Genomic DNA, 19,591 nt, shown 5'->3' on the forward strand with positions numbered 1-19,591 from the left:
CCCTGCCGGTCGGGCAGGCGCGCCTTACCCTTCGCCCTGTCCGGTTTCACTGTGCCGGGTGATCACGCCTTGCAGGGCACCCGCATCGCTGCGGGTCCGTCGTGCCCCGGATTGCGGCGGCTCTTCATCCACCATCTCATCCAGCTGGCTGACCAAAGCGGTTTCCAGATTGTTGTTCAACTCACGCGCGCGGGCCATATAGGCCTCGTTCTGGGCCACGGGGGTGCCGGGTTTCCAGACTTCTGCCAGCGTCCGCAGGTTATGCCGGTCATGGCGATAAAACGCGGTTTCCACCTCATGGGCCTCGTAATCGGTCAGCCCCATATCCTCCAGCACATAGCGCGCCGCGCGCAGGGAACTGTCAAACATCTCGCGCACGATATGATCGGCGCCCGCATTATAAAGCTCATACACATGCAGCCGGTCATGGGCCCGGGCGGTGATGGAAATATCGGGCCGCAGACGGCGGGCATAGGCCACCAGACGCAGGGCCGCCTGTTTGTCATCCACCGCCACCACCAGAACCTTTGCATTCTCCAGCCCCGCCGCATGCAGCAATTCAGGCCGGGTCGGATCCCCGAAAAAGCCGCGAAACCCGAAATTGCGCATCAGCCGGATCATCGCCAGATCATTGTCCAGCACCACGGTTTTATAACCCGAAGCCTGGATCATCCGGTTCACAACCTGCCCGAAACGGCCAATCCCTGCGATGATGATCGGGGCCTTGGTGTCGATCTTGTCGGGCTCGGGCAAATCTTCCGCCGTATCGGCCATCCGTTGGCTGAGCATCTCATAGAGGATGTAGAACAGCGGTGTCAGCAGCATCGACAGTGCCACCACCAGCAGCAGCGATTGCCCCACATGCGCGGCGAGAACCGATTGCTGCAGTGAGAAGGCGATCAGCACAAAGCCGAATTCGCCTGCCTGGGCCAGACCAAGCGTGAACAGCCAGAGATTGCGCCCGCGCAACCGGAACACCAGACCGATCGCAAACAGCAGCAGACCCTTGATGATCATGATCGCAAGGGTCAGCCCGACCACGATGAACAGATCGGCCCAAAGCACGGCAAAATTGATACCCGCCCCCACGGTGATGAAGAAAAGCCCCAGAAGCAGACCTTTGAAAGGCTGGATATCCGCCTCCAACTCATGCCGGAATTCCGAGTTCGCAAGCACCACCCCGGCCACAAAAGCCCCAAGGGCGGGGGACAGACCCACAAGGATCATCAGAAAGGCGATGCCGACAACAATGACCAGCGCCACGGCGGTATACATCTCGCGCAGGCGCGCCATGTGGATGAAACGGAACAGCGGATGCGACAGGTAATAGCCCGCCAGAATAACCGCCGCGACCGCGCCCAGGGTCACCAGCGTCACACCCCAGCCGGGCAGGCCCTCGACCAGGGACAGGGTGGCATGGGTGTTTTCCTCGACCCCGCGCTGGATCGAGCCATCGCCGCCAAGCCTGACCAGATTGGGGATCGACAGCAATGGCAACAGGGCCAGCATGGGGATCACTGCGATATCCTGCGTCAGCAACACGGAAAAGGCCGACCGCCCGCCATCGGTCTGCATCAGCCCCTTTTCGTTCAATGTCTGCAAAACGATCGCGGTCGAGGACAGGGCCAGGATCATCCCGATCGCAAGCGCCGTCTGCCAGTCAAATCCCAGCATCACCGCACCGCCTGCCAGGGCTGCGGTGCTAAGCAGAATTTGCGCGCCCCCCAGCCCGATCAGCTTCTTGCGCATCTCCCACAGGCCCTTGGGGTCCAGTTCCAGCCCGATCAGGAACAGCATCAGAACCACGCCGAATTCCGCGAAATGCTGCAGGTCTTCGGTTTCCGCACCAACCAGACCCAGAACCGGGCCGATCAGGATCCCCGCCAGCAGATAGCCCAGAACTGACCCCATGCCGAACCGCACCGACAGCGGCACGGCGATGACCATCGCACCAAGATAGATTGTGGCCTGTAGCAGGAAATCGTCCATAAGCGGGCGTCCTTTTGGGCCGCGTTCTAAAGCGGCAGCGGCGCGTCGGGTTTCATTTGATCCATAACGATCTGGGATTGCACCCGTGCGACAGCGGGATGGGGCAAGAGTATACCGTGAATGATCCTGTGTAAGCTTTGCAAATCGGCGCACCAGATCCGCAACAGATAATCGGCCTCTCCGGTTAATGTGAACGCGGCGGTGATCGCTTCCTGCGCGCGCACCAGCTGTGCGAACCCGGCGGCAGTGTCGTCACTATGAGACGCCATCTGCACCTGTACGAAAGCCTGCACCCCCAAACCCACACGACCCGGGTCGACAGTGGCGCGGGTGCCGGTCAGCAGCCCAAGGGTTTCCAGACGTTGCCGCCGCCGCCCGGCCTGACTGGCCGACAGGTTCAGGTGATCGCCAAGCTCCTGTGCGGTCAGGCTGGCATCTTTCTGCAGGGCTTTCAGAAGGCGGCGGTCAGTGTCATCCAGCATGCGATAAACCCGCGTTTTCAGGTGATAATATGCGTGTGTTTTACATATTTATCCGGAAAACACCAGAAATACGCGCAAGACTTGCACGAAATCTGATCTATTATACTCACAGCGAACAGAGTCTTTACCCTTCAGGAGGATACCAGATGGGCCCGTTTCCCCATGACGCCCCCCGTGCAACCATTTCAGAGGCCAACCCTGCGGGCACGGACGGGTTCGAATTTGTCGAATTCGCCCATCCCGAGCCTGAGCAGTTGCGCGATCTGTTCACCTGCATGGGGTATATCCACACCGCGACCCATAAGACCAAAAACATCGAGCTGTGGCAGCAGGGAGATATCACCTATGCCCTGAATGCCGAGCCGGGCAGTTTCGCCAGCCGTTTTGTGGAAGAACACGGGCCCTGCGCACCGTCCATGGCCTGGCGGGTTGTCGACGCGGATCATGCGCTGAAACACGCGATCTCCTGCGGGGGCGAGGAATATACCGGCACTGACAAGACCATGGATGTGCCCGCGATCATCGGCATCGGTGGCAGCCTGATCTATCTGGTGGATCAGTATTACGACACCAGCCCCTATAATACCGAGTTCAACTGGGTCCATGATGCCCATCCGGCAGGTGTCGGGTTTTTCTATCTCGATCACCTCACCCATAATGTCCACAAGGGCAATATGGATGTCTGGTTCGATTTCTACGGGCGGATTTTCAATTTCAGGGAAATCCGGTTCTTTGACATCGAGGGCAAGTTTACCGGGCTTCTCAGCCGGGCGCTGACCTCGCCCTGTGGTCGCATCCGTATTCCGATCAACGAGGATCGGGGCGAGAAGGGTCAGATCGTCGAATACCTCAAGCGTTACAAGGGCGAAGGCATCCAGCATATCGCTGTCGGAACCAATGATATCTATGCCGCGACCGACACGATTGCGGAAAAGGGTATCCGTTTCATGCCCGCCCCGCCGTCAACCTATTATGACCTGAGCAAGACCCGGGTCGTGGATCATGAAGAGCCGCTCGAAAAGATGATGAAACATGGCATCCTGATCGACGGGGAAGGGGTTGTTGATGGTGGCGAGACGCGGATTTTGCTGCAAATCTTCTCGAAAACCGTGATCGGGCCGATCTTCTTTGAGTTCATCCAGCGCAAAGGCGATGACGGGTTTGGCGAAGGCAATTTCAAAGCTCTGTTTGAAAGCATCGAGGCCGATCAGATCGCACGCGGTGTGTTGAGCGACGCGTCTTAAAGCACCCCTTGGATTCAACGCGCCATCGCAACATCTTCTGTTTGCGCTTTGAATACTTGATTTGGTGTATCGTATCCAAGGCATTTTCTGGGTCGGTTGTTCAAAGCTTTTTGCGTTTTCATTGAAACAGTCCGCATCAGAATTCGCGTTCGAAATCAGCGACCTGCTGATTGAGAGGCAGTGAATTCTGATTCAATGTTAACGCAAAACGCTATAGGCGTTCAACGATTGCGTTGATCTGCGTCTTTGTCACGGCCTTCATGGATTTTCCTTTCGGGAAGTATTGCCGTAGCAAGCCATTCATATTTTCGTTCGAACCGCGCTCCCAGGAATGATAGGGATGCGCAAAGAAGCTCTTTGCACCGAGGTCGCGATTGACCTTTTGGTGGTGCGAAAACTCCGGCCCATTATCATAGGTCAGTGTGTGGACGTGGTCCCGCAAAGGCCCGAGCGTGCGTGAGATGGCTTGCTGTGCCGATTTTGCCCTGCGATCTTTGACCACTACGGCCCTGCATAGGCGGGATTTGCGTTCGGTCATTGTGATCAAGGCTGCATCGTTTTTGGCGCCCTATGATCGTATCGACTTCCCAGTCTCCGATACGGGCTCTGGCATCGACGATCCGGGGGCGCTCGGAGATCCAGACGCGATCCTTGATTTGCCCGCGTCTGTTGAAGACACCGCGCCGTTTACGACGCCTCTTGTGAACCCGCAGATGGGTGTAGAGCGTGCCGCCTGCACGTTTATCGGCGTAGATGTGCTGATAAATGCGTTCATGGCTCACAGGGGCAAGGCCTTTGAGCCGCATCACACCGTTGATCTGTTCGGGGCTCCAGTCCTGACGCAGACCAGCCTCGACAATCCGCCATTGCTGCCGTGAAACCCGGCGCCGTCCAAGACGGATACGCCGCGACATGCTGAAGCGTTGGGCTTGTCTGGCGTGATATCCACGCAGGCCGGCATTGCGCCGAACTTCCCGGCTGATGGTCGACTTGTGACATCCGATCCGGCGCGCAATGCCTGCCTGGCTCTCCCCCGCTGTCAATGCTGCGTAAATCTCTATACGGTCATCTTCTGTAAGGCGGCGGTAAGCTCGCATTCTATGCTCCTTAACTTCAGTCGGTGAGCAGCATAAGAGCATCGCCGCCTTACACTGTCATAAACGTTAAGTTGCGATGGCGCGTTGAATCCAAGGGGTGCTTTAAGCCAGTGTTCTCCACAGTTTGACCGTGTGGCTGGACTTGCAGCCAAACGCCTCTAACCCATTGCCGGACCATCCCTTGAGTGTGATGGCGGTTGACGGCGCTGCTGATCCCGCTCCATCGCCCAGGCTGGACGATCTTGGTTGTTGATGAAGAGCCGCATATCTTCACGGTGGCGGGTCATGGCGACATAGGCGAGGTGGCGGTCCATGGAGCGGGAGGCGAGGATGTAGGATTGATCGACTGTGGCTCCCTGGGATTTGTGGATGGTGACGGCGTAGCCGTGGTCGAAGCTGCGGAAGTCCGATGGGTTGAAACGGACGAGGCGGTCTTTGTCTCCGTCGAGAGCAACCGCCATTTGACCATCCTCCGCTTTTACGACGGTGCCCAGCATGCCATTTTTGACGCCGATGTCTTTGTCGTTGTGCGTGAAGACGATGCGGTCGTCGGTGGCAATGGCCCTTTTGCCCATGTCGGTTGCAAACAGGGTTTCGGGTAGGGCATTGGGATCTGAGCGCAGCGCAGATCGGATGGCCTGATTGAGCGCGTGCACATCTTTGCGTTTGTGGGCGAAGGCGAGGCGCGATTTGGCGGTACCATTAGCGGCGACATCCATGGCGTAGGTCTCGACCATTGCCTCAATGGCCGTGTCGCGCGTGTAGCCACGGGACACAGCACCGCGTTTTCATAGCTTTTCAAGGCCGTCCACATGTCGCCCTCTGGCCCGTGGCTGCGCGGGGTTGTGAGCCGGATGCCGCACAATAAAGCCGCTGTTGCGCTGGCCAACAAGCTGGCACGCACTGCCTGGAGCGTTCTACGTCATGGCAAGAAATACACGGTTGTTGGAGATGAGGCTTTGGCCGCAATCTAACGCGCCCGAAGTCACAAAGACGTTCACGAAGGAGAATAGCTTGGAACGGAGAAAATACGCCCCCAGAATCTGAGAGCCCAGATGGTCATGATCGACCTGGTCACTAATGAGATCAAGGCGCGTGCGTAACCCACAATGGCCACGGCCCGCGAGCCGATAAACAGGCCGGATACATATCAGCGACTACCGCTAGCCACGCCAAAATCTCACTTGCGAACAGCAGCCGGTACATACATCTGGGCTCAAAACGGACTTGCGGCGCTGCAGCGAGCGCTTTTGGGGGCCATATGACTGCAACGCGGAGAGGCTGTGTGAAAACTGGCTGGGTTTGTGCTGCGTCATGTCCGTTTAGTTTTGGGTGCAGTTTTTGCGGATTGATCCTGCGGATTCAGGTGGAATGGCGTTCTTGAGACAATCTGGCGATACTGAGATGCCCGTGTCTGGCCAAGTTACTGCCGTTTAAGCCTTCATCACGGCTATCAATGCGGGGATGCCCATAATCTTGATCACGCGGGTCATGTTGTAGGCGAGGACGTGCAAGGCCATCTCAGTGGCGACGTTTTTCAGCCGCCTCATCTTGAAGTGCGTCGCACCCATCCATGACTTGATCGTGCCATAGGGGTGTTCGACCGTCATGCTGCGCACAGCAAGTTGGGTGGGGTCCTTGTCCAGGCACTGCTGAACACGTTCCAGAACATCTTCATGTTCCCACCTGCGGATGCGGCGTTCTTTGCTGTTCGTGCATTTGTCCTTGAGCACGCAACCCTCGCAATGGCTGGACCAGTAGGTCCGGATCGCTTTGCCGTCTTGCTGGCCCGTGAACCGATAGATCAACTGTTGGCCTGCCGGGCAGATGTAAGCGTCAGCCGCAGTGTCGTAGGCAAAATCAGCTTTGTCGAACTGCCCCCGTGCACCGGCATTTGATGTCAGAGGTTTGGGAACAACGACCGCAATTCCGGCTTCTTCGCAGGCAAGGATTTCTTCGCTCTTGTAGTATCCCTTGTCGGCGATGGCCTCAATCTGGTCCGAGGCCATTGCATCGCGCGCAGCCACCGCCATCATCGACAAAGCGTCCCTGTCGTAGCCCTGCATGGTGACTTCATGGGCGACGATCAGGTGGTTCTCGGCCTCAACCGCCGTCTGCACGTTGTACCCAACAACGCGCGGCATGCGAGGTGTCGTGGCCATGGATCGCGCGTCAGGATCGCTCAGCGAGACCTGTGTCTCGCCCGTTTCATCCATGCGTTTCTCGATCGATCTGTAGCGACGGGCTTCCTTTTGCAGATGTTCCAGCTTTCGCAGGGTGCGTTCCATGCGCGCCTCTGGCAATACTGTTCCGGTCTGCTCAAACACCTCGTCGGCGCGATCCAACTCACCAAGATAACGCTCAATGGCCTTATCAATCTCACCCAGCTTCTGGCGCAGCTTGCCACGTGTGTAGTTCTTGGCCTTGGAGTTGACCGCCTTGAATCGGCTGCCGTCTATAGCGACCAAGTTCCCATCCAACAGATTGATATTTCGACACAGTGCCACGAACTGCTGGCAGACCTTGCGGATCGCTGGCCCGTTATCTTTGCGGAAGTCAGCAATGGTTTTGAAGTCCGGCCTCAACCGGCCGGTCAGCCAAATGAGTTCCATGTTGCGGCCGCATTCCCGCTCCAACCACCGCGAGGACTGAATCTGATTGAGGTAACCGTACAGATAAATTTGCAGCATCAGCCCGGGATGATAGCCGGGCCGCCCCGTCGAAGCAGGCGTGGTTTGGAAACCCAGTTCCGCCAAATCAAGCATTTCAACGAACACATCAATCGACCGGACCGGGCTGTTCTCGTCGACATAATCATCCAGACATTCGGGCAACAATACCGCCTGTTGCCGCTCAACACCTTCGATAAACTGTCCCATGGATAGCCTCCGCACCGAATGCAGAAATCATACCACCATTCAGATCACAGGGGGAGTTTCCACACAGCCTCCGGACTAAGCGGACTTGAGCGGTCGCAGCTTTCGCTCATGCAGAAAACCTTCGCATGCATGGCGAGTCGGTTGCTGCGCTGCAGCCCAAATCCACAAAGGGGCTGTATATTCTTATCTTCGTTCGGCAATTCAAATGGGATTTTCGTTGCAGTTGCCCCGTTGACCCGATTTGAAACTGCGTGAGTGCAGCAAAGAGTGCCTGAAGCGGAGAAATCTAGAGCAATTTATAGCTTGTCCTCCAAATCCTACTTGTCGGTTCGGGGAATTTGCATATTGCAGCCCTGCGCAACAATTGCGAGCTGCAGCCGTTTCAACACATCAAAAACTTGCCAATGGAAGAATTTCTTTCGCATGTTGTCGGCAGTCTGGTCGTTACGATGGCACCAATGTGCAAAAAGGTGTTCCAATGATCTACAAGAATCTCGTCGGTTCAGACTGGCTTGGTGACGAGGCTGCCTTTGAAAATAAGAACCCTTCAAATCCAGACGACGTCATCGGTCTTTTCACTCGCGGGGACGGGACAACGGTTGATCAGGCGGTGAATGCTGCAAGCGAGGCGTTTTACGGCTGGGCGACGACATCGCCTCAGGTCCGTGCGGACATCTTGGATAAGGCGGGGAGTTTAATCCTCGCACGTAAGGACGAGATCGGGCGGTTGCTTGCCCGCGAGGAAGGCAAGACGTTGGCTGAAGCAACGGGTGAGACAGCGCGCGCTGGACAGCTGTTTAAGTTCTTCGCAGGTGAAGCCCTGCGTATGACCGGAGATGCCATCGCCTCAATCCGCGAAAGCGTGGATGTCGAGGTTACGCGCGAGCCGTTGGGTGTTATTGGCTTGATCACGCCATGGAACTTTCCGATCGCCATTCCCGCCTGGAAGACTGCCCCTGCACTGGCATTTGGCAATACAGTGGTTCTGAAATGCGCTGAACAGACCCCCGCCAGCGCGCATGTGATGGCGCGAATTTTGCTAGAGGCGGGATGCCCACCGGGTGTATTCAATCTTGTGATGGGGCCGGGGTCGGTGATCGACCCAGCCTTGGTGGCGCACCTGGATGTTGCTGCGATCTCCTTTACTGGTTCGGAGGTTGTCGGCCAGCAGATCGCCGACGGCTGCGCACGTCATCGCAAAAAGCTTCAGATGGAAATGGGCGGCAAGAACCCGATGGTTGTGATGGAGGATGCCGATCTGGATGTCGCCGTGCCTGCTTGCATCAACGGAGCGTTTTACTCGACGGGGCAGCGCTGCACAGCGTCCTCTCGGTTGATCGTCAATCGCGACATTCACGACGCGTTTGTGGCGCGGATGACCGAAGCCATGTTCGCGCTGGTCTTGGGCGATCCTTTGGATGCAAAGACCCAAATCGGTCCGGTTGTGTCCGAAAGCCAGCTGCGCGGAAACCTTGGCTATGTCGATTTGGCACGGTCTGAAGGAGCAGACATTGTCGGTGGAATGCAGTTGGAACGGACAGGGTTCTTTCAATCGCCGACTCTTTTTGTTGGGGCAACCAATGATATGCGTAGTAGTCGGGAAGAAATTTTCGGCCCCTGTGCAAGTGTGATTTTGGCAGATGACTTTGACCACGCCGTTGCCTTGGCCAACGACACTGAATTTGGCTTGTCCTCCGGGATTTGCACGGCGTCGCTAAAATATGCGCGTGAGTTCAAACGGCGCTCTCAGGCTGGAATGGTCATGGTGAATCTGCCGAGGGCAGGAGTGGACTATCATGTGCCATTTGGCGGGCGCAAAGGGTCATCTTTCGGGTCGCGTGAACAAGGGCGTTACGCGGTGGAGTTCTATACCTCGGTCAAGACCGCCTATACCTATGCCGCGTAATCCTATGACCCTTGCAAACGAATTGATGGACTTGTTGGGGCCTGTCGGGTTCCAAACCGAAGACACGGATGCCTATCAAACCGATTGGCTGCGCATGCAGGATCATACCCCAATGGGTGTGGCGCGCCCGAAAAACACCGCAGAAGTAGCCGAAGTTGTCAGGCTCGCCAACGCAGCGGATGTGTCCATCACCCCGCAGGGCGGCAACACCAGTCTGTGTGCGGGTGCAGTACCGGGGAGGGCAGGGCAGATTATTCTGTCGCTGTCGCGAATGAATGGCATTAGCCCGATTGAGTCAGATGCCTTTTGCGTCACGGTCGGTGCCGGGGCCGTTCTCGCAAATCTACATGAAGTGCTTGCCGATCAAGACTTGATTTTTCCGATGCATCTGGGGGCCGAGGGCACAGCCCAGATCGGTGGCCTGATTGCGACCAATGCAGGCGGTAGCCACGCGTTGCGCTATGGGATGATGCAGGATCTTGTGTTGGGGCTAGAGGTTGTTCTACCTGATGGGCAGGTTTGGAATGGGATGCGTAGTGTTCAAAAGGATAATGCCGGGTATCAATTGCGCAAGCTCTTTTGCGGGGCTGAGGGGACACTTGGCATTGTGACACGCGCTTGCTTGCGCTTGTTTCCGGCACCGGTTTCCCGCGCCACGGCACTGCTCGTGGTCGAGGACATTCAGGCGCTTATGTCTTTGGGACAAACACTACGACGCGAGTTGGGTGAAGTCCTGACCGCTCTAGAGTTCTTTAGCGATATCGGTTTGGAACTGGCGCTTCTCCATCTGGAGGGGTTGAAATATCCCCTTGAAACCCGCAGTGCTGCCTATGTGCTGGTTGAGGTTGAAACATCATCGGGACATATCGATGTTGCCCAACTTCTTGAGGCGGTTTTGGCTGAGTGCTTTGCGGCGGAACTTTGCATCGACGGCGCATTGGCTTCAAGCGATGCACAACGCGCAGTGTTTTGGCGTCTGCGTGAAGAAATGCCCGAAGGCCAGCGATTGGAAGGCCCTCAAATTAAGCACGACATCTCTGTCCCTGTCGCAAAGGTCGCACCTTTTATAGCCGAGATGGGGGGGATCCTGGAGCAGCTGCTGCCGGGTATACATATCAATCCATTTGGGCATCTTGGGGATGGGAACATTCACTACAATCTGAGCCCACCGAAGGGACAGTCGGATTTCGGAGATCTCAAGGATACTTTGTCAGCCAACATTTACCGAATGGCCGAAGACGCCGGGGGCAGTCTTGCCGCTGAGCACGGGCTTGGTAGCAGCAAAATTGCGTATGCTGATGAGCTGCGCAGCCCGGTTGAACGACAATTGATGCGCCAAATCAAGCAAGCAATCGATCAGAGTGATGTAATGAACCCCGGTGTGATCGTGACTCGCGGCGGACCACAAGATAAACTTTCTTAACTGATGGATTTCTTGTTTTGTCCAGCCGTCCCCTGGCGCGCAAGCTTGCAACAGTAATTGCTAAATACGCTTCACCCAGGAGCCAAAACCACACAGGGGAAAATCCATGACCATTCTACGCAATCTGAAATCTTTCGTGGCTGCGATCGCAGTTTCGACCATCGCGCTCGGCGGAGCAGCCGTCGCGCAAGAGAGCGAAAATCTCTGGCAAGATGTGCAAGAGCGCGGCACTTTGCGCGTCGGCGTGGCAGAAGCGCCCCCCCTGATGGTCCGTGACCCGGCATCGGGCGAATGGTCAGGCTACTTCTTGGACGTCATGGAAGGTTTTGCTGCCTCAATTGATGTCGAAGTCGAAATTGTCGAAACCACATGGGGCAACATGGTTGCCGGTGTTCAGGCTGGCCGTTGGGATATTTCTTCGGGACTGAACCGCAACCCGCAACGTGCCTTGGCGCTGAACTATTCTATCCCGATCTGGAGCTATGAGATCGGTCTGCTCTATGATACGCGTAACCCAAAGATTTCGGCTGATATGACAGCGCTGGCTGATTTCGACGTTGAGGGCATGACGATTGCGGTGATGCAAGGTGCGGCCGGCGATCTGTCGATCACGCCTCAAATTGAAAACGCAAATATCGTGCGTCTTGACGGGGCAAACGAAGGCCGTCTCGCGATCATTGCAAACCGTGCTGACGTTTTTGCAACCGATAGCGACATTCACCGCTTCACGATTGCACAGAACCCAGACTGGGCTGCGCAAGTCCTGCCAAATCCAGCAATTGCAAAGCAGGGTATCGCCTTTGGACTACGCAACTCCGTGCCTTTGGAGGACATTCAGGTTCTCGACATCTATCTCGAAGAGATGGTCGCAACCGGTGCTGTACAGCGTCTGTATGAGGCCGCAGCTGCCGCAATGGTCGAATAACCTAGCTTTTTGTACCGCCCCTGAACGGGGCGGTATTCCCAAGCTGGAAGGGCATTTTATGGCATTTGTAGAAATAGACGGATTGGTCAAACGCTACGGTACTTTATCCATATTTGACGGGTTCGACCTGACGATGAACGCCACTGACAGGCTGGTGCTGATTGGGCCATCAGGGTGCGGAAAATCTACGTTGCTGCGATGCATGATGGGGCTGGAAGATATCGCCGGAGGCAAAATCTCGTTGGGCGGCGGCGATTACATCACCGGTGCCGAACGCGGCAAAATGCGCCTGGACAAGACCGTCCAAAAAGAAGTCGGCATGGTGTTCCAGCACTACACGCTTTTTCCGCATTTATCTGTTCTAGGAAACCTGTGTCTGGCCCCCGTCCGGTCGCGCGGTATGGCGAAAAAAGATGCCCAAGAAAAAGCGATGGGGCTGCTGGAACGCTTTGGTTTGGGCGACCGGGCCAAATTCTACCCCTCGCAGCTATCTGGTGGGCAAAAACAACGGGTCGCGATTGCCCGTGCCTTGATGCTCGATCCCAAGCTGATGTTGTTCGACGAGGTGACATCTGCGTTGGACCCTGAATTGGTCAAAGAAGTTGAACAAACCATGATGGAACTGGCCGAGGCCGGTATGCCCATGATGATCGTTACCCACGACATGCATTTTGCCCGTAACATCGCTACGCAAGTAGTATTTCAGGAACGCGGCAAGGTGATTGAGGCCGCAGCGCCAGATGATCTATTCGGCAACCCACAACAAGAACGGACCCGTGATTTTCTACGCAATGTTCTCAACATAGAAGGGTAACGGCATGGATTATGATTTCAGTTGGTTCCATGTCGAAAATGCACTCCCGACCTTGGTGGAGGGGCTATGGGTCACGCTTGAACTCACGCTCTGGGCGAATGTCATCGGTCTGGTTCTTGGTTTTATCGTGGCCATCGGGATAATGTCGAAAATCAAATTGATCACTTGGCCGCTGACCTTCTATGTGGAATTCTTTCGGTGCACGCCAGCATTGATCCAACTGGTTTGGTTCTTTTTCTGCGTACCGATCCTCTTTAACGTCTGGTGGAGTGCGCAGTTCATGGGGCTGCTGGCCTTGGGCCTAAACCTTGCCGCCTTCAACTCAGAATCTTACCGCGCCGCGATCCAATCCATTCCTGAATCCCACACCGATGCCAGCACGGCTTTGGGCCTGAATGTGTTTCAGCGGATTTTCTTTGTGATCCTACCTCAGGCGTTGCTGCTGGCGATGCCGGTATTGATCACAAACGGCATTGGGATTTTCCAGCAATCTGCACTTGTGGCGCTGATCTCGGTCGAAGACCTGATGTACCAAGGCCGCTACCTGTCTTCGCAAACCTTCCGCCCGATCGAGACGCTGACGCTGGTCGCACTGATGTATTTCGCGGTGTCGTTTCCTGTCTCGCAGGCCGTCACATATCTTGAGCGGCGTAGCAAACGCCTCATGGGATCATAGGGAGTAATCTGATGGAACTTGATTTTACTTTCCTGTGGGACTTTCGGTGGGTGCTATTAAAGGGGCTTTGGACGACGTTACAATTCGTTGGTCTGGCCATCTTTATCGGGCTGGTTTGGGGGTTCATCCTTAGTCTTGCGCGAACATCATCGAATTGGCTCATTTACGGGGTCAGCACCATTTACGTCGAGTTTTTCCGCGGCACTCCGGTGCTGATCCAGCTGTTTTGGATATTCTTTTGTCTACCCTTGTTTTTAAACGTCAACCTCAGCGGCTTTACCTCAGTGGTCATTGCCCTTTCACTTTATTCAGGTGCCATCACATCGGAGAGCTTTCGGGCCGCTCTCAATTCCATTGAGAGATCCCAACAAGACGCCTGCACCGCCTTGGGTTTGCCAAAAAGTGTGACGACGCTTTTCGTGGTACTGCCGCAGGCCATTCTTCGCGCGATCCCGAACCTGTTGTCCAACGTTGTGTCGTTGTTCAAGGAAAGCGCGCTGGTGTCAGCCGTCGGCATGGCGGATTTGATGTATGTCGGCCAAAACATCGCCAACAACGTGGCACGTCCGATTGAAATTTTGACCGTCGTAGCTCTGATTTATTTTGCAATCGGCTTTCCTTTGACCCGCGCGGTCAGCGTGGTTGAGGCAAAACTACTCAAAGTTGTTAAGGCCTAAAGCATGATTTCAACTCCTAAACCACGCGCTCTGGTCACGGGTGCCACGAGCGGGATCGGCAAAGCAATCAGCTTTGCGCTGTGTGACGCCGGATATGAAGTGATTGCCCTTGGGCGAAGCAAAGCCAATCTGGCCGATATGTCCGCGAAGAATGGTATTCGTCCGCTCGCGTTGGATCTGACAGACCGAGAGGCGCTCGCCGCCGCAATTGAAGACGAAACCATTGATGTGCTGGTTAATAACGCCGGTATTATGCCACCGATGGGATCGTTTGCGGATATGGCGCAATCGGACATCGACACAACGCTTGAAGTGAATCTGAGCGCAACACTTGCTACCACACGACTGGTTTTGCCATCTATGATTGCGCGCGGACAGGGTCATGTATTTTTCACGGGCTCGACCGCCGGACATGCGCCCTTTCCCAACATGGCGGTTTATGCCGCTTCAAAAGCAGCAATTGCCAGCTTTGCCGCTGGTTTGCGCTGCGATCTGTCGGGCAATGGTGTGCGCGTGACGGAAGTCGTGGCAGGCCGGGTTGAAACAGCGCTTTATCGCGATGCACTAACGGAAGACGCTCGCGCAGAAATGTATTCTGTGTTTCAGGCTGTTCAGCCGCAAGATGTAGCACACATGCTGACAACCGTGTTGGCCATGCCGCCCCATGTCGACGTGACCCGTTTTGATATTCTGCCAACCGCGCAATTTGTAGGCGGCGGTGGCTTTGCAACTAAGGATCAGAAATGAAAGATTTATCTGTCGTGATTGTCGGCGGTGGGGCGGGCTTGGGCTTGCTGATGGCGGAAATGGCTGTGGAATACGGCGCGAGCGGGATTGGTATTATCGACATTGATGCGAGTGCCGCCGAGGCCGCCTTGGCCACTGCCAAAGCTGCGGGCCTGCGCACCGCTTTTGCGTCTTGCGATATCCGCAAGGGGCCAGATGCCCATGCCGCCCTCAACGCAGTGGCTTCTGACTTGGGCCGAGTGGACACGTTGATAAATTCTGCCGCGATCTATCCTCGCAAACCACTCCTTGAGATTACCGATGCTGATTGGGATGCGTCCAACGCGGTCAATATCAAAGGCACGTACCACATGATGGTCGCGGCCATCGCGCAGTTCCGCGCACAAACCACGGACGTTGTGGTCAAAGGCCGGATCGTAAACATAACGTCGGTCGATGCCTTCAAGGCGCATCCGCAAAACGCTCATTATGCCGCCACGAAAGCAGCCGTGGTCAGCTTGACCAAAAGCGTCGCACACGAAGTGGCCCCTGATGGCATCCTGGTCAACTCTGTTGCGCCTGCTGGGATGGCCACTGAGAAGGCACGCGCTTCTGGCTTCTTGGGCGAACTTGCCGCCGCAAGTCCGCTGGGCCGTGGTGGTGAACCCCGCGAAATGGCAGAGTGGGTGATGATGGCTGGCGGGCCAAAGAACACCTATATGACCGGCGAAAACATCATCGTCTCTGGCGGATACATTTATGCGTAAGGCTAGCTTATGATCTACAAATCACGTCTGAAATCACAGTCTTGGGCCGGCGAGAACATCGGTATTATCGTCCTGGACTGCGAATACCCCTACATTCCGGGCAATGTTGCGAATGCAACCACCTATGATTTTCCCGTGCGATACGCCGCTGTCGCCGGAGCCACAAACGACCGGCTGATCTACAACCGTGATCCCGAACTGCTTGCCCCTTTCATTGAGGCCGCGCAAAAGTTGGAGGCCGAAGGCGTCAAGGCGATCACTAGTGGCTGCGGATTCATGGCGCTGTTCCAAAAGGAAATCGCGGCAGCGGTCAGTATCCCGGTCTTTCTATCCAGCCTGCTCCAAGTACCGTTCATCCATCAGATCACGGGCAAACGCGTCGGCATCATCTCTGCCAGCAGTTCGAACCTGACCACTGAGCACCTTGAAAACACGGGCATCAGTGAAACCACTCCCTTGGCTGTCGCAGGCATGGAACACAACCGCGCCTTTACCCAAGCCATCTTTGAACCAGACTGCACGTTGGATGACGACGCAATCCGTGTGGGTGTGGTTGGCGTGGCGAACCAGCTGATGCACGACCATCCCGATCTGGGGGCCATCTTGCTGGAATGCAGTGATCTGCCCCCCTACGCCCATGCCATTCAGGCCGCGACAGGGTTGCCGGTTTTCGATTTCATCACAATGATCAAATACGTCCACACGTCGTTAGCGTGCAAACCTTATGTCGGCCTTATCTAAAAACCATTCTTTGATGATTACTTGGGCATTCTAACAATTTCTGTACTGAAATCGGGCTTTGCTCTGACTACTCTTTTTGCACGCAAACCCCTAATTATCGGACTTCACAAATGTCTCAGTCTACTGGCGGAAAGCTTCTCGTTGATTGCTTAATCGGCCTCGGTGCCAGCAAAAGTTTCGGGGTGCCCGGTGAAAGCTATCTGGCCGTTCTGGATGCTTTGCACGACACCCAAGGCGCGTTGGATTTCGTGCTGTGCCGAAATGAGGGCGGCGCGGCGTTCATGGCCAGCGCATATGGCAAGCTGACAGGGTCACCGGGCCTGTGTTTTGTGACGCGCGGACCGGGGGCAACGAACGCCTCAATAGGCGTACATACGGCGATGCAAGACAGCACGCCAATGATCCTTTTCGTGGGGCAAGTGGGGACCGATATGCAGGGCCGGGAAGCCTTTCAGGAGGTCGATTATCACGCCTTTTTCGGGTCGGTTGCGAAATGGGTCACGGAAATTGATGATGTGGATCGCATTCCTGAAATTCTGGCCCGCGCGTGGTCGACCGCGATCAGCGGCAGGCCCGGCCCGGTTGTGATTGCTCTGCCCGAAGACATGTTAACCTCGACAACAGATGTTCCTGCATTGACGACGGCAAGCCGGGTTCATGAGCCCGTTTTGTCTGACGAAACGCTTTCGGAGGTGACGTCAATTCTCGCTGAGGCCGAGCGCCCCTTGATCCTTATGGGAGGCAGTGGGTGGTTGCCTAAGGGCACACAGGCTATGCAGGTTTTCGCGCAAGCTGCGGATATTCCCGTTCTTGCTGCGTTTCGGTTTCAGGATTTGTTTGACAACCACCTTGATACCTATGTCGGCGATGCTGGCGTCGGAATGACGGCTGCCACCAAAGAGCTGATCACCTCCGCAGACGTCATCCTCGCGGTCAATGTTCGGTTCGGCGAGATGACGACCGACGGTTACACGCTGTTGAACGTTCCGATTCCTGCGCAAAAGCTGATCCATGTGCATGCCTCGGATCGCGAGTTGCGAAAAATCTACGTGCCGACAGTTGGTATTCATGCCGGTCCGAATGCCTTCGCCGTCAGACTAGCGCAGCAGGCCATCGCTGGGCCCTGGGCCACCTGGCGCAGCGATGCGCGTGCCGGGTATGAGGCCAGCTTTGATGCGCCCGCCCAACCCAGTCCGGTCGATATGGTTGCGGTCACGGCATGGTTGCGCGACAGGCTGCCAAGCGATGCCATTTTAACAAACGGGGCCGGAAATTTCACCGTCTGGCCCAACAAGTTTTTCAAATTCGGGCCTGATCAACGCCTGTTGGCTCCGCAGTCAGGCGCGATGGGGTACGGTGTGCCTGCGGCGATTGCCGCCAAGGCTACATATCCACTCAGAACGGTTGTCTGTTTTGCAGGCGACGGTGATTTTCAGATGAATTGCACCGAGTTGGGCAGCGCGATGCAGGCGGGTGCGCAACCGATAATTCTGATCCTCAACAACGGCACCTATGGCACCATAAGGATGCATCAGGAAAAGAATTATCCAGCGCGCGTTTCCGGCACGACGCTCGAAAATCCCGATTTTGTAACACTTGCCAAGGCCTATGGCTTTCACGCTGAGAATGTATCGACAACAGAAGAGTTCGCGCCAGCATTTGAACGCGCCATGGCATCGCAAGGTGGTGCAATCCTGGAGCTTGATATTTCGCCAGAAGCCCTAACACCGCGGCAGACCCTCAGCCAAATGCGCGCAGCAGCCCAAAAGGCCGCACAATGACCGCGGGAGAAATACGCCTTGGCGCTGACATTGGTGGCACGTTCACCGACGTCGCGCTCGACCTGCGCGGCACGCTGTTTTCGACCAAGGTGCTGACCAATTACGCCGCCCCCGAACAGGCCATCTTGGATGGGATAGGGGTTGTCACGAAACAAGCCGGGATCGGTTTTTCCGACCTCGATATCGTGATCCACGGCACGACGCTGGCGACCAATTCCTTGATTGAACGACGTGGGGCGAAGACTGCATTGGTGACGACCGAAGGTTTTCGCGATGTCATTGAAATGCGAACGGAAAACCGGTTCGATCAATATGATCTGAACCTCGTTTTGCCCACCCCGCTGATTCCGCGCCAACACCGTTTTCCGATTGCCGGACGACTGGACGCGCAGGGACGTGAGTTGTTGGCGTTGGATGAGGTGCGGCTAGAGGCTCTTGCCAATGAACTGGCTGCCGAAGCGTTTGAAGCCATTGCAATAGGCTTTATCCACTCTTATCAAAACCCCGCCCATGAAGAGCGCGCGCGCGCCATTCTGGCTGCTAAACTGCCCGGTATTCCAATCTCGATCAGTGCCGAAGTGTCGCCGCAGATGCGCGAATTTGAACGGTTTAACACCGTGTGTGCCAATGCATATGTGCGCCCGCAAATGCAGGACTACTTGACCCGTTTGCAATCGCGCATGAAGGAACAGGGCGCACAGTGCCCCATCTTTATGATCCATTCCGGCGGTGGGTTGATCTCGGTTGATACGGCCATCGCATTTCCGGTGCGGTTGGTTGAATCCGGCCCTGCGGGTGGCGCGATCTTTGCCGCAGACATCGCCGCGCGCTTTGATCTGGAAAAGGTGGTGTCCTTTGATATGGGGGGCACCACCGCCAAGATTTGCCTGATCGAAGACTTCACACCCCAAACGGCCCGCACGTTTGAAGTCGCGCGGACCTATCGGTTCTGCAAAGGCTCTGGCATGCCAATATCAATTCCCGTGATCGAGATGATTGAGATCGGGGCGGGTGGCGGATCAATTGCGTGGGTTGATGCCATGGAGCGCATTCAGACCGGCCCGGAATCAGCAGCCTCTGAACCCGGCCCCGCCTGTTACGGCCGTGGGGGCGACCGGCCAACGATCACCGATGCAGATGTTGTTTTGGGTAAGATTGATCCTGACAACTTCGCCGGTGGCGCAATCAAACTGTCCAAATCAGCATCCGAGACCGCCATCGAAAAGGAGGTGGGCGCCGCATTGTCGCTCACCCCGCTTGAGGCCGCGTTTGGCATTTGCGAGGTCGTTGATGAAAACATGGCAAATGCCGCGCGCGTGCATGCGGTTGAGAATGGCAAAAATGTATCCGAAAATGTGATGATCGCATTCGGGGGGCGGCCCCACTTCATGCGGCGCGGCTCTGTGAAAAGCTGGGCGTGGATCAATGCGTGATTCCGCAGGGTGCAGGCGTTGGATCGGCCAT

General features: G+C 56.0%; 18 protein-coding genes and 1 pseudogene. 13 read left to right on the forward strand and 6 right to left on the reverse strand.

The window, feature by feature from the left end; translation table 11 throughout:
* Nucleotides 1–24 precede the first annotated feature (24 nt).
* Entirely contained in the window at nucleotides 25–1,989 is a 1,965-nt protein-coding gene (locus E2K80_RS05210) for a monovalent cation:proton antiporter-2 (CPA2) family protein (RefSeq protein WP_135373412.1), read from the reverse strand.
* 26 nt (nucleotides 1,990–2,015) lie between these two features.
* Nucleotides 2,016–2,471 (reverse strand): Lrp/AsnC family transcriptional regulator, encoded by a 456-nt coding sequence (locus E2K80_RS05215; RefSeq protein WP_135373414.1) that lies wholly within the window; start codon nucleotides 2,469–2,471, stop codon nucleotides 2,016–2,018.
* Nucleotides 2,472–2,617: 146 nt separating this feature from the next.
* On the opposite strand from E2K80_RS05215, the gene hppD reads away from it, so the two are divergent.
* A complete protein-coding gene (hppD, locus tag E2K80_RS05220) occupies nucleotides 2,618–3,715 on the forward strand; it encodes a 4-hydroxyphenylpyruvate dioxygenase (protein ID WP_135373416.1) in 1,098 nt (365 codons plus the stop codon).
* Nucleotides 3,716–3,926: 211 nt separating this feature from the next.
* Here hppD and E2K80_RS05225 read toward each other — a convergent pair whose 3' ends face one another.
* From E2K80_RS05225 to E2K80_RS05235, 3 genes are all read right to left on the reverse strand, one after another.
* Nucleotides 3,927–4,217, reverse strand: coding sequence for an IS30 family transposase (locus E2K80_RS05225; RefSeq protein ID WP_168193041.1), 291 nt, complete (start codon nucleotides 4,215–4,217; stop codon nucleotides 3,927–3,929).
* The gene (locus E2K80_RS20015; protein ID WP_135372300.1) at nucleotides 4,126–4,854 is read right to left on the reverse strand and encodes an IS30 family transposase; all 729 of its coding nucleotides are present in this window, start codon (nucleotides 4,852–4,854) and stop codon (nucleotides 4,126–4,128) included. The genes E2K80_RS05225 and E2K80_RS20015 overlap by 92 nt, the downstream gene beginning before the upstream one ends.
* Nucleotides 4,855–4,970: 116 nt before the next feature.
* Nucleotides 4,971–5,588, reverse strand: coding sequence for an ATP-binding domain-containing protein (locus E2K80_RS05235; RefSeq protein WP_135373418.1), 618 nt, complete (start codon nucleotides 5,586–5,588; stop codon nucleotides 4,971–4,973).
* Between the two features lie 48 nt (nucleotides 5,589–5,636).
* Between E2K80_RS05235 and E2K80_RS05240 the strand changes: the two are divergent.
* Nucleotides 5,637–5,786 (forward strand): annotated as a pseudogene (locus tag E2K80_RS05240) (IS110 family transposase); the annotation flags it as partial.
* Nucleotides 5,787–6,245: 459 nt separating this feature from the next.
* Here E2K80_RS05240 and E2K80_RS05245 read toward each other — a convergent pair.
* On the reverse strand, nucleotides 6,246–7,691 hold the full coding sequence (locus E2K80_RS05245; protein WP_135373420.1) for an IS1182 family transposase: 1,446 nt from the start codon (nucleotides 7,689–7,691) through the stop codon (nucleotides 6,246–6,248).
* A gap of 478 nt (nucleotides 7,692–8,169) precedes the next feature.
* On the opposite strand from E2K80_RS05245, the gene E2K80_RS05250 reads away from it, so the two are divergent.
* The 11 genes from E2K80_RS05250 to E2K80_RS05300 all read left to right on the forward strand — a co-directional run bounded on the left by E2K80_RS05250 (nucleotide 8,170) and on the right by E2K80_RS05300 (nucleotide 19,560).
* Complete coding sequence (locus E2K80_RS05250) at nucleotides 8,170–9,597, forward strand: aldehyde dehydrogenase family protein (protein ID WP_135373422.1); 1,428 nt, start codon at nucleotides 8,170–8,172, stop codon at nucleotides 9,595–9,597.
* A gap of 4 nt (nucleotides 9,598–9,601) precedes the next feature.
* A complete protein-coding gene (locus E2K80_RS05255; RefSeq protein WP_135373424.1) occupies nucleotides 9,602–11,020 on the forward strand; it encodes an FAD-binding oxidoreductase in 1,419 nt (472 codons plus the stop codon).
* Nucleotides 11,021–11,126: 106 nt separating this feature from the next.
* On the forward strand, nucleotides 11,127–11,945 hold the full coding sequence (locus E2K80_RS05260) for a substrate-binding periplasmic protein (RefSeq protein ID WP_135373426.1): 819 nt from the start codon (nucleotides 11,127–11,129) through the stop codon (nucleotides 11,943–11,945).
* The gene (locus E2K80_RS05265) at nucleotides 11,914–12,759 is read left to right on the forward strand and encodes an amino acid ABC transporter ATP-binding protein (protein WP_238475665.1); all 846 of its coding nucleotides are present in this window, start codon (nucleotides 11,914–11,916) and stop codon (nucleotides 12,757–12,759) included. The genes E2K80_RS05260 and E2K80_RS05265 overlap by 32 nt, the downstream gene beginning before the upstream one ends.
* Before the next feature lie 4 nt (nucleotides 12,760–12,763).
* Nucleotides 12,764–13,435: an amino acid ABC transporter permease gene (locus E2K80_RS05270; protein WP_135373430.1), complete on the forward strand. Its 672-nt coding sequence runs from the start codon at nucleotides 12,764–12,766 to the stop codon at nucleotides 13,433–13,435.
* Between the two features lie 11 nt (nucleotides 13,436–13,446).
* Nucleotides 13,447–14,112, forward strand: a complete 666-nt coding sequence (locus tag E2K80_RS05275; protein WP_135373432.1) for an amino acid ABC transporter permease — start codon at nucleotides 13,447–13,449, stop codon at nucleotides 14,110–14,112.
* A gap of 3 nt (nucleotides 14,113–14,115) precedes the next feature.
* Nucleotides 14,116–14,859, forward strand: a complete 744-nt coding sequence (locus tag E2K80_RS05280; protein ID WP_135373434.1) for an SDR family oxidoreductase — start codon at nucleotides 14,116–14,118, stop codon at nucleotides 14,857–14,859.
* Nucleotides 14,856–15,605 carry an SDR family NAD(P)-dependent oxidoreductase gene (locus E2K80_RS05285; protein ID WP_135373436.1) on the forward strand — a complete coding sequence of 250 codons (750 nt, stop codon included), beginning with the start codon at nucleotides 14,856–14,858 and terminating at the stop codon, nucleotides 15,603–15,605. Before E2K80_RS05280 ends, E2K80_RS05285 begins: the two co-directional genes overlap by 4 nt.
* Nucleotides 15,606–15,614: 9 nt before the next feature.
* Nucleotides 15,615–16,346, forward strand: a complete 732-nt coding sequence (locus E2K80_RS05290) for an aspartate/glutamate racemase family protein (RefSeq protein ID WP_135373438.1) — start codon at nucleotides 15,615–15,617, stop codon at nucleotides 16,344–16,346.
* Nucleotides 16,347–16,456: 110 nt separating this feature from the next.
* Entirely contained in the window at nucleotides 16,457–18,127 is a 1,671-nt protein-coding gene (locus tag E2K80_RS05295) for a thiamine pyrophosphate-binding protein (protein ID WP_135373440.1), read from the forward strand.
* Nucleotides 18,124–19,560 (forward strand): hydantoinase/oxoprolinase family protein, encoded by a 1,437-nt coding sequence (locus tag E2K80_RS05300; protein ID WP_338014579.1) that lies wholly within the window; start codon nucleotides 18,124–18,126, stop codon nucleotides 19,558–19,560. Before E2K80_RS05295 ends, E2K80_RS05300 begins: the two co-directional genes overlap by 4 nt.
* Nucleotides 19,561–19,591 lie beyond the last annotated feature (31 nt).

The organism is Rhodophyticola sp. CCM32, from assembly GCF_004751985.1.
In the GTDB taxonomy this organism is placed as follows: domain Bacteria; phylum Pseudomonadota; class Alphaproteobacteria; order Rhodobacterales; family Rhodobacteraceae; genus Rhodophyticola.

Excerpts from the sequence above, each read along its gene's own strand:
- E2K80_RS05260 (WP_135373426.1), top strand. The coding sequence starts at position 11,127 with ATGACCATTCTACGCAATCTGAAATCTTTCGTGGCTGCGATCGCAGTT.
- E2K80_RS05270 (WP_135373430.1), top strand. The coding sequence starts at position 12,764 with ATGGATTATGATTTCAGTTGGTTCCATGTCGAAAATGCACTCCCGACC.
- E2K80_RS05265 (WP_238475665.1), top strand. The coding sequence starts at position 11,914 with ATGAGGCCGCAGCTGCCGCAATGGTCGAATAACCTAGCTTTTTGTACC.
- E2K80_RS05280 (WP_135373434.1), top strand. The coding sequence starts at position 14,116 with ATGATTTCAACTCCTAAACCACGCGCTCTGGTCACGGGTGCCACGAGC.
- E2K80_RS05215 (WP_135373414.1), bottom strand. The coding sequence starts at position 2,471 with ATGCTGGATGACACTGACCGCCGCCTTCTGAAAGCCCTGCAGAAAGAT.
- E2K80_RS05285 (WP_135373436.1), top strand. The coding sequence starts at position 14,856 with ATGAAAGATTTATCTGTCGTGATTGTCGGCGGTGGGGCGGGCTTGGGC.
- E2K80_RS05255 (WP_135373424.1), top strand. The coding sequence starts at position 9,602 with ATGACCCTTGCAAACGAATTGATGGACTTGTTGGGGCCTGTCGGGTTC.
- E2K80_RS05210 (WP_135373412.1), bottom strand. The coding sequence starts at position 1,989 with ATGGACGATTTCCTGCTACAGGCCACAATCTATCTTGGTGCGATGGTC.
- E2K80_RS20015 (WP_135372300.1), bottom strand. The coding sequence starts at position 4,854 with ATGCTCTTATGCTGCTCACCGACTGAAGTTAAGGAGCATAGAATGCGA.
- hppD (WP_135373416.1), top strand. The coding sequence starts at position 2,618 with ATGGGCCCGTTTCCCCATGACGCCCCCCGTGCAACCATTTCAGAGGCC.
- E2K80_RS05250 (WP_135373422.1), top strand. The coding sequence starts at position 8,170 with ATGATCTACAAGAATCTCGTCGGTTCAGACTGGCTTGGTGACGAGGCT.
- E2K80_RS05300 (WP_338014579.1), top strand. The coding sequence starts at position 18,124 with ATGACCGCGGGAGAAATACGCCTTGGCGCTGACATTGGTGGCACGTTC.
- E2K80_RS05290 (WP_135373438.1), top strand. The coding sequence starts at position 15,615 with ATGATCTACAAATCACGTCTGAAATCACAGTCTTGGGCCGGCGAGAAC.
- E2K80_RS05295 (WP_135373440.1), top strand. The coding sequence starts at position 16,457 with ATGTCTCAGTCTACTGGCGGAAAGCTTCTCGTTGATTGCTTAATCGGC.
- E2K80_RS05275 (WP_135373432.1), top strand. The coding sequence starts at position 13,447 with ATGGAACTTGATTTTACTTTCCTGTGGGACTTTCGGTGGGTGCTATTA.
- E2K80_RS05245 (WP_135373420.1), bottom strand. The coding sequence starts at position 7,691 with ATGGGACAGTTTATCGAAGGTGTTGAGCGGCAACAGGCGGTATTGTTG.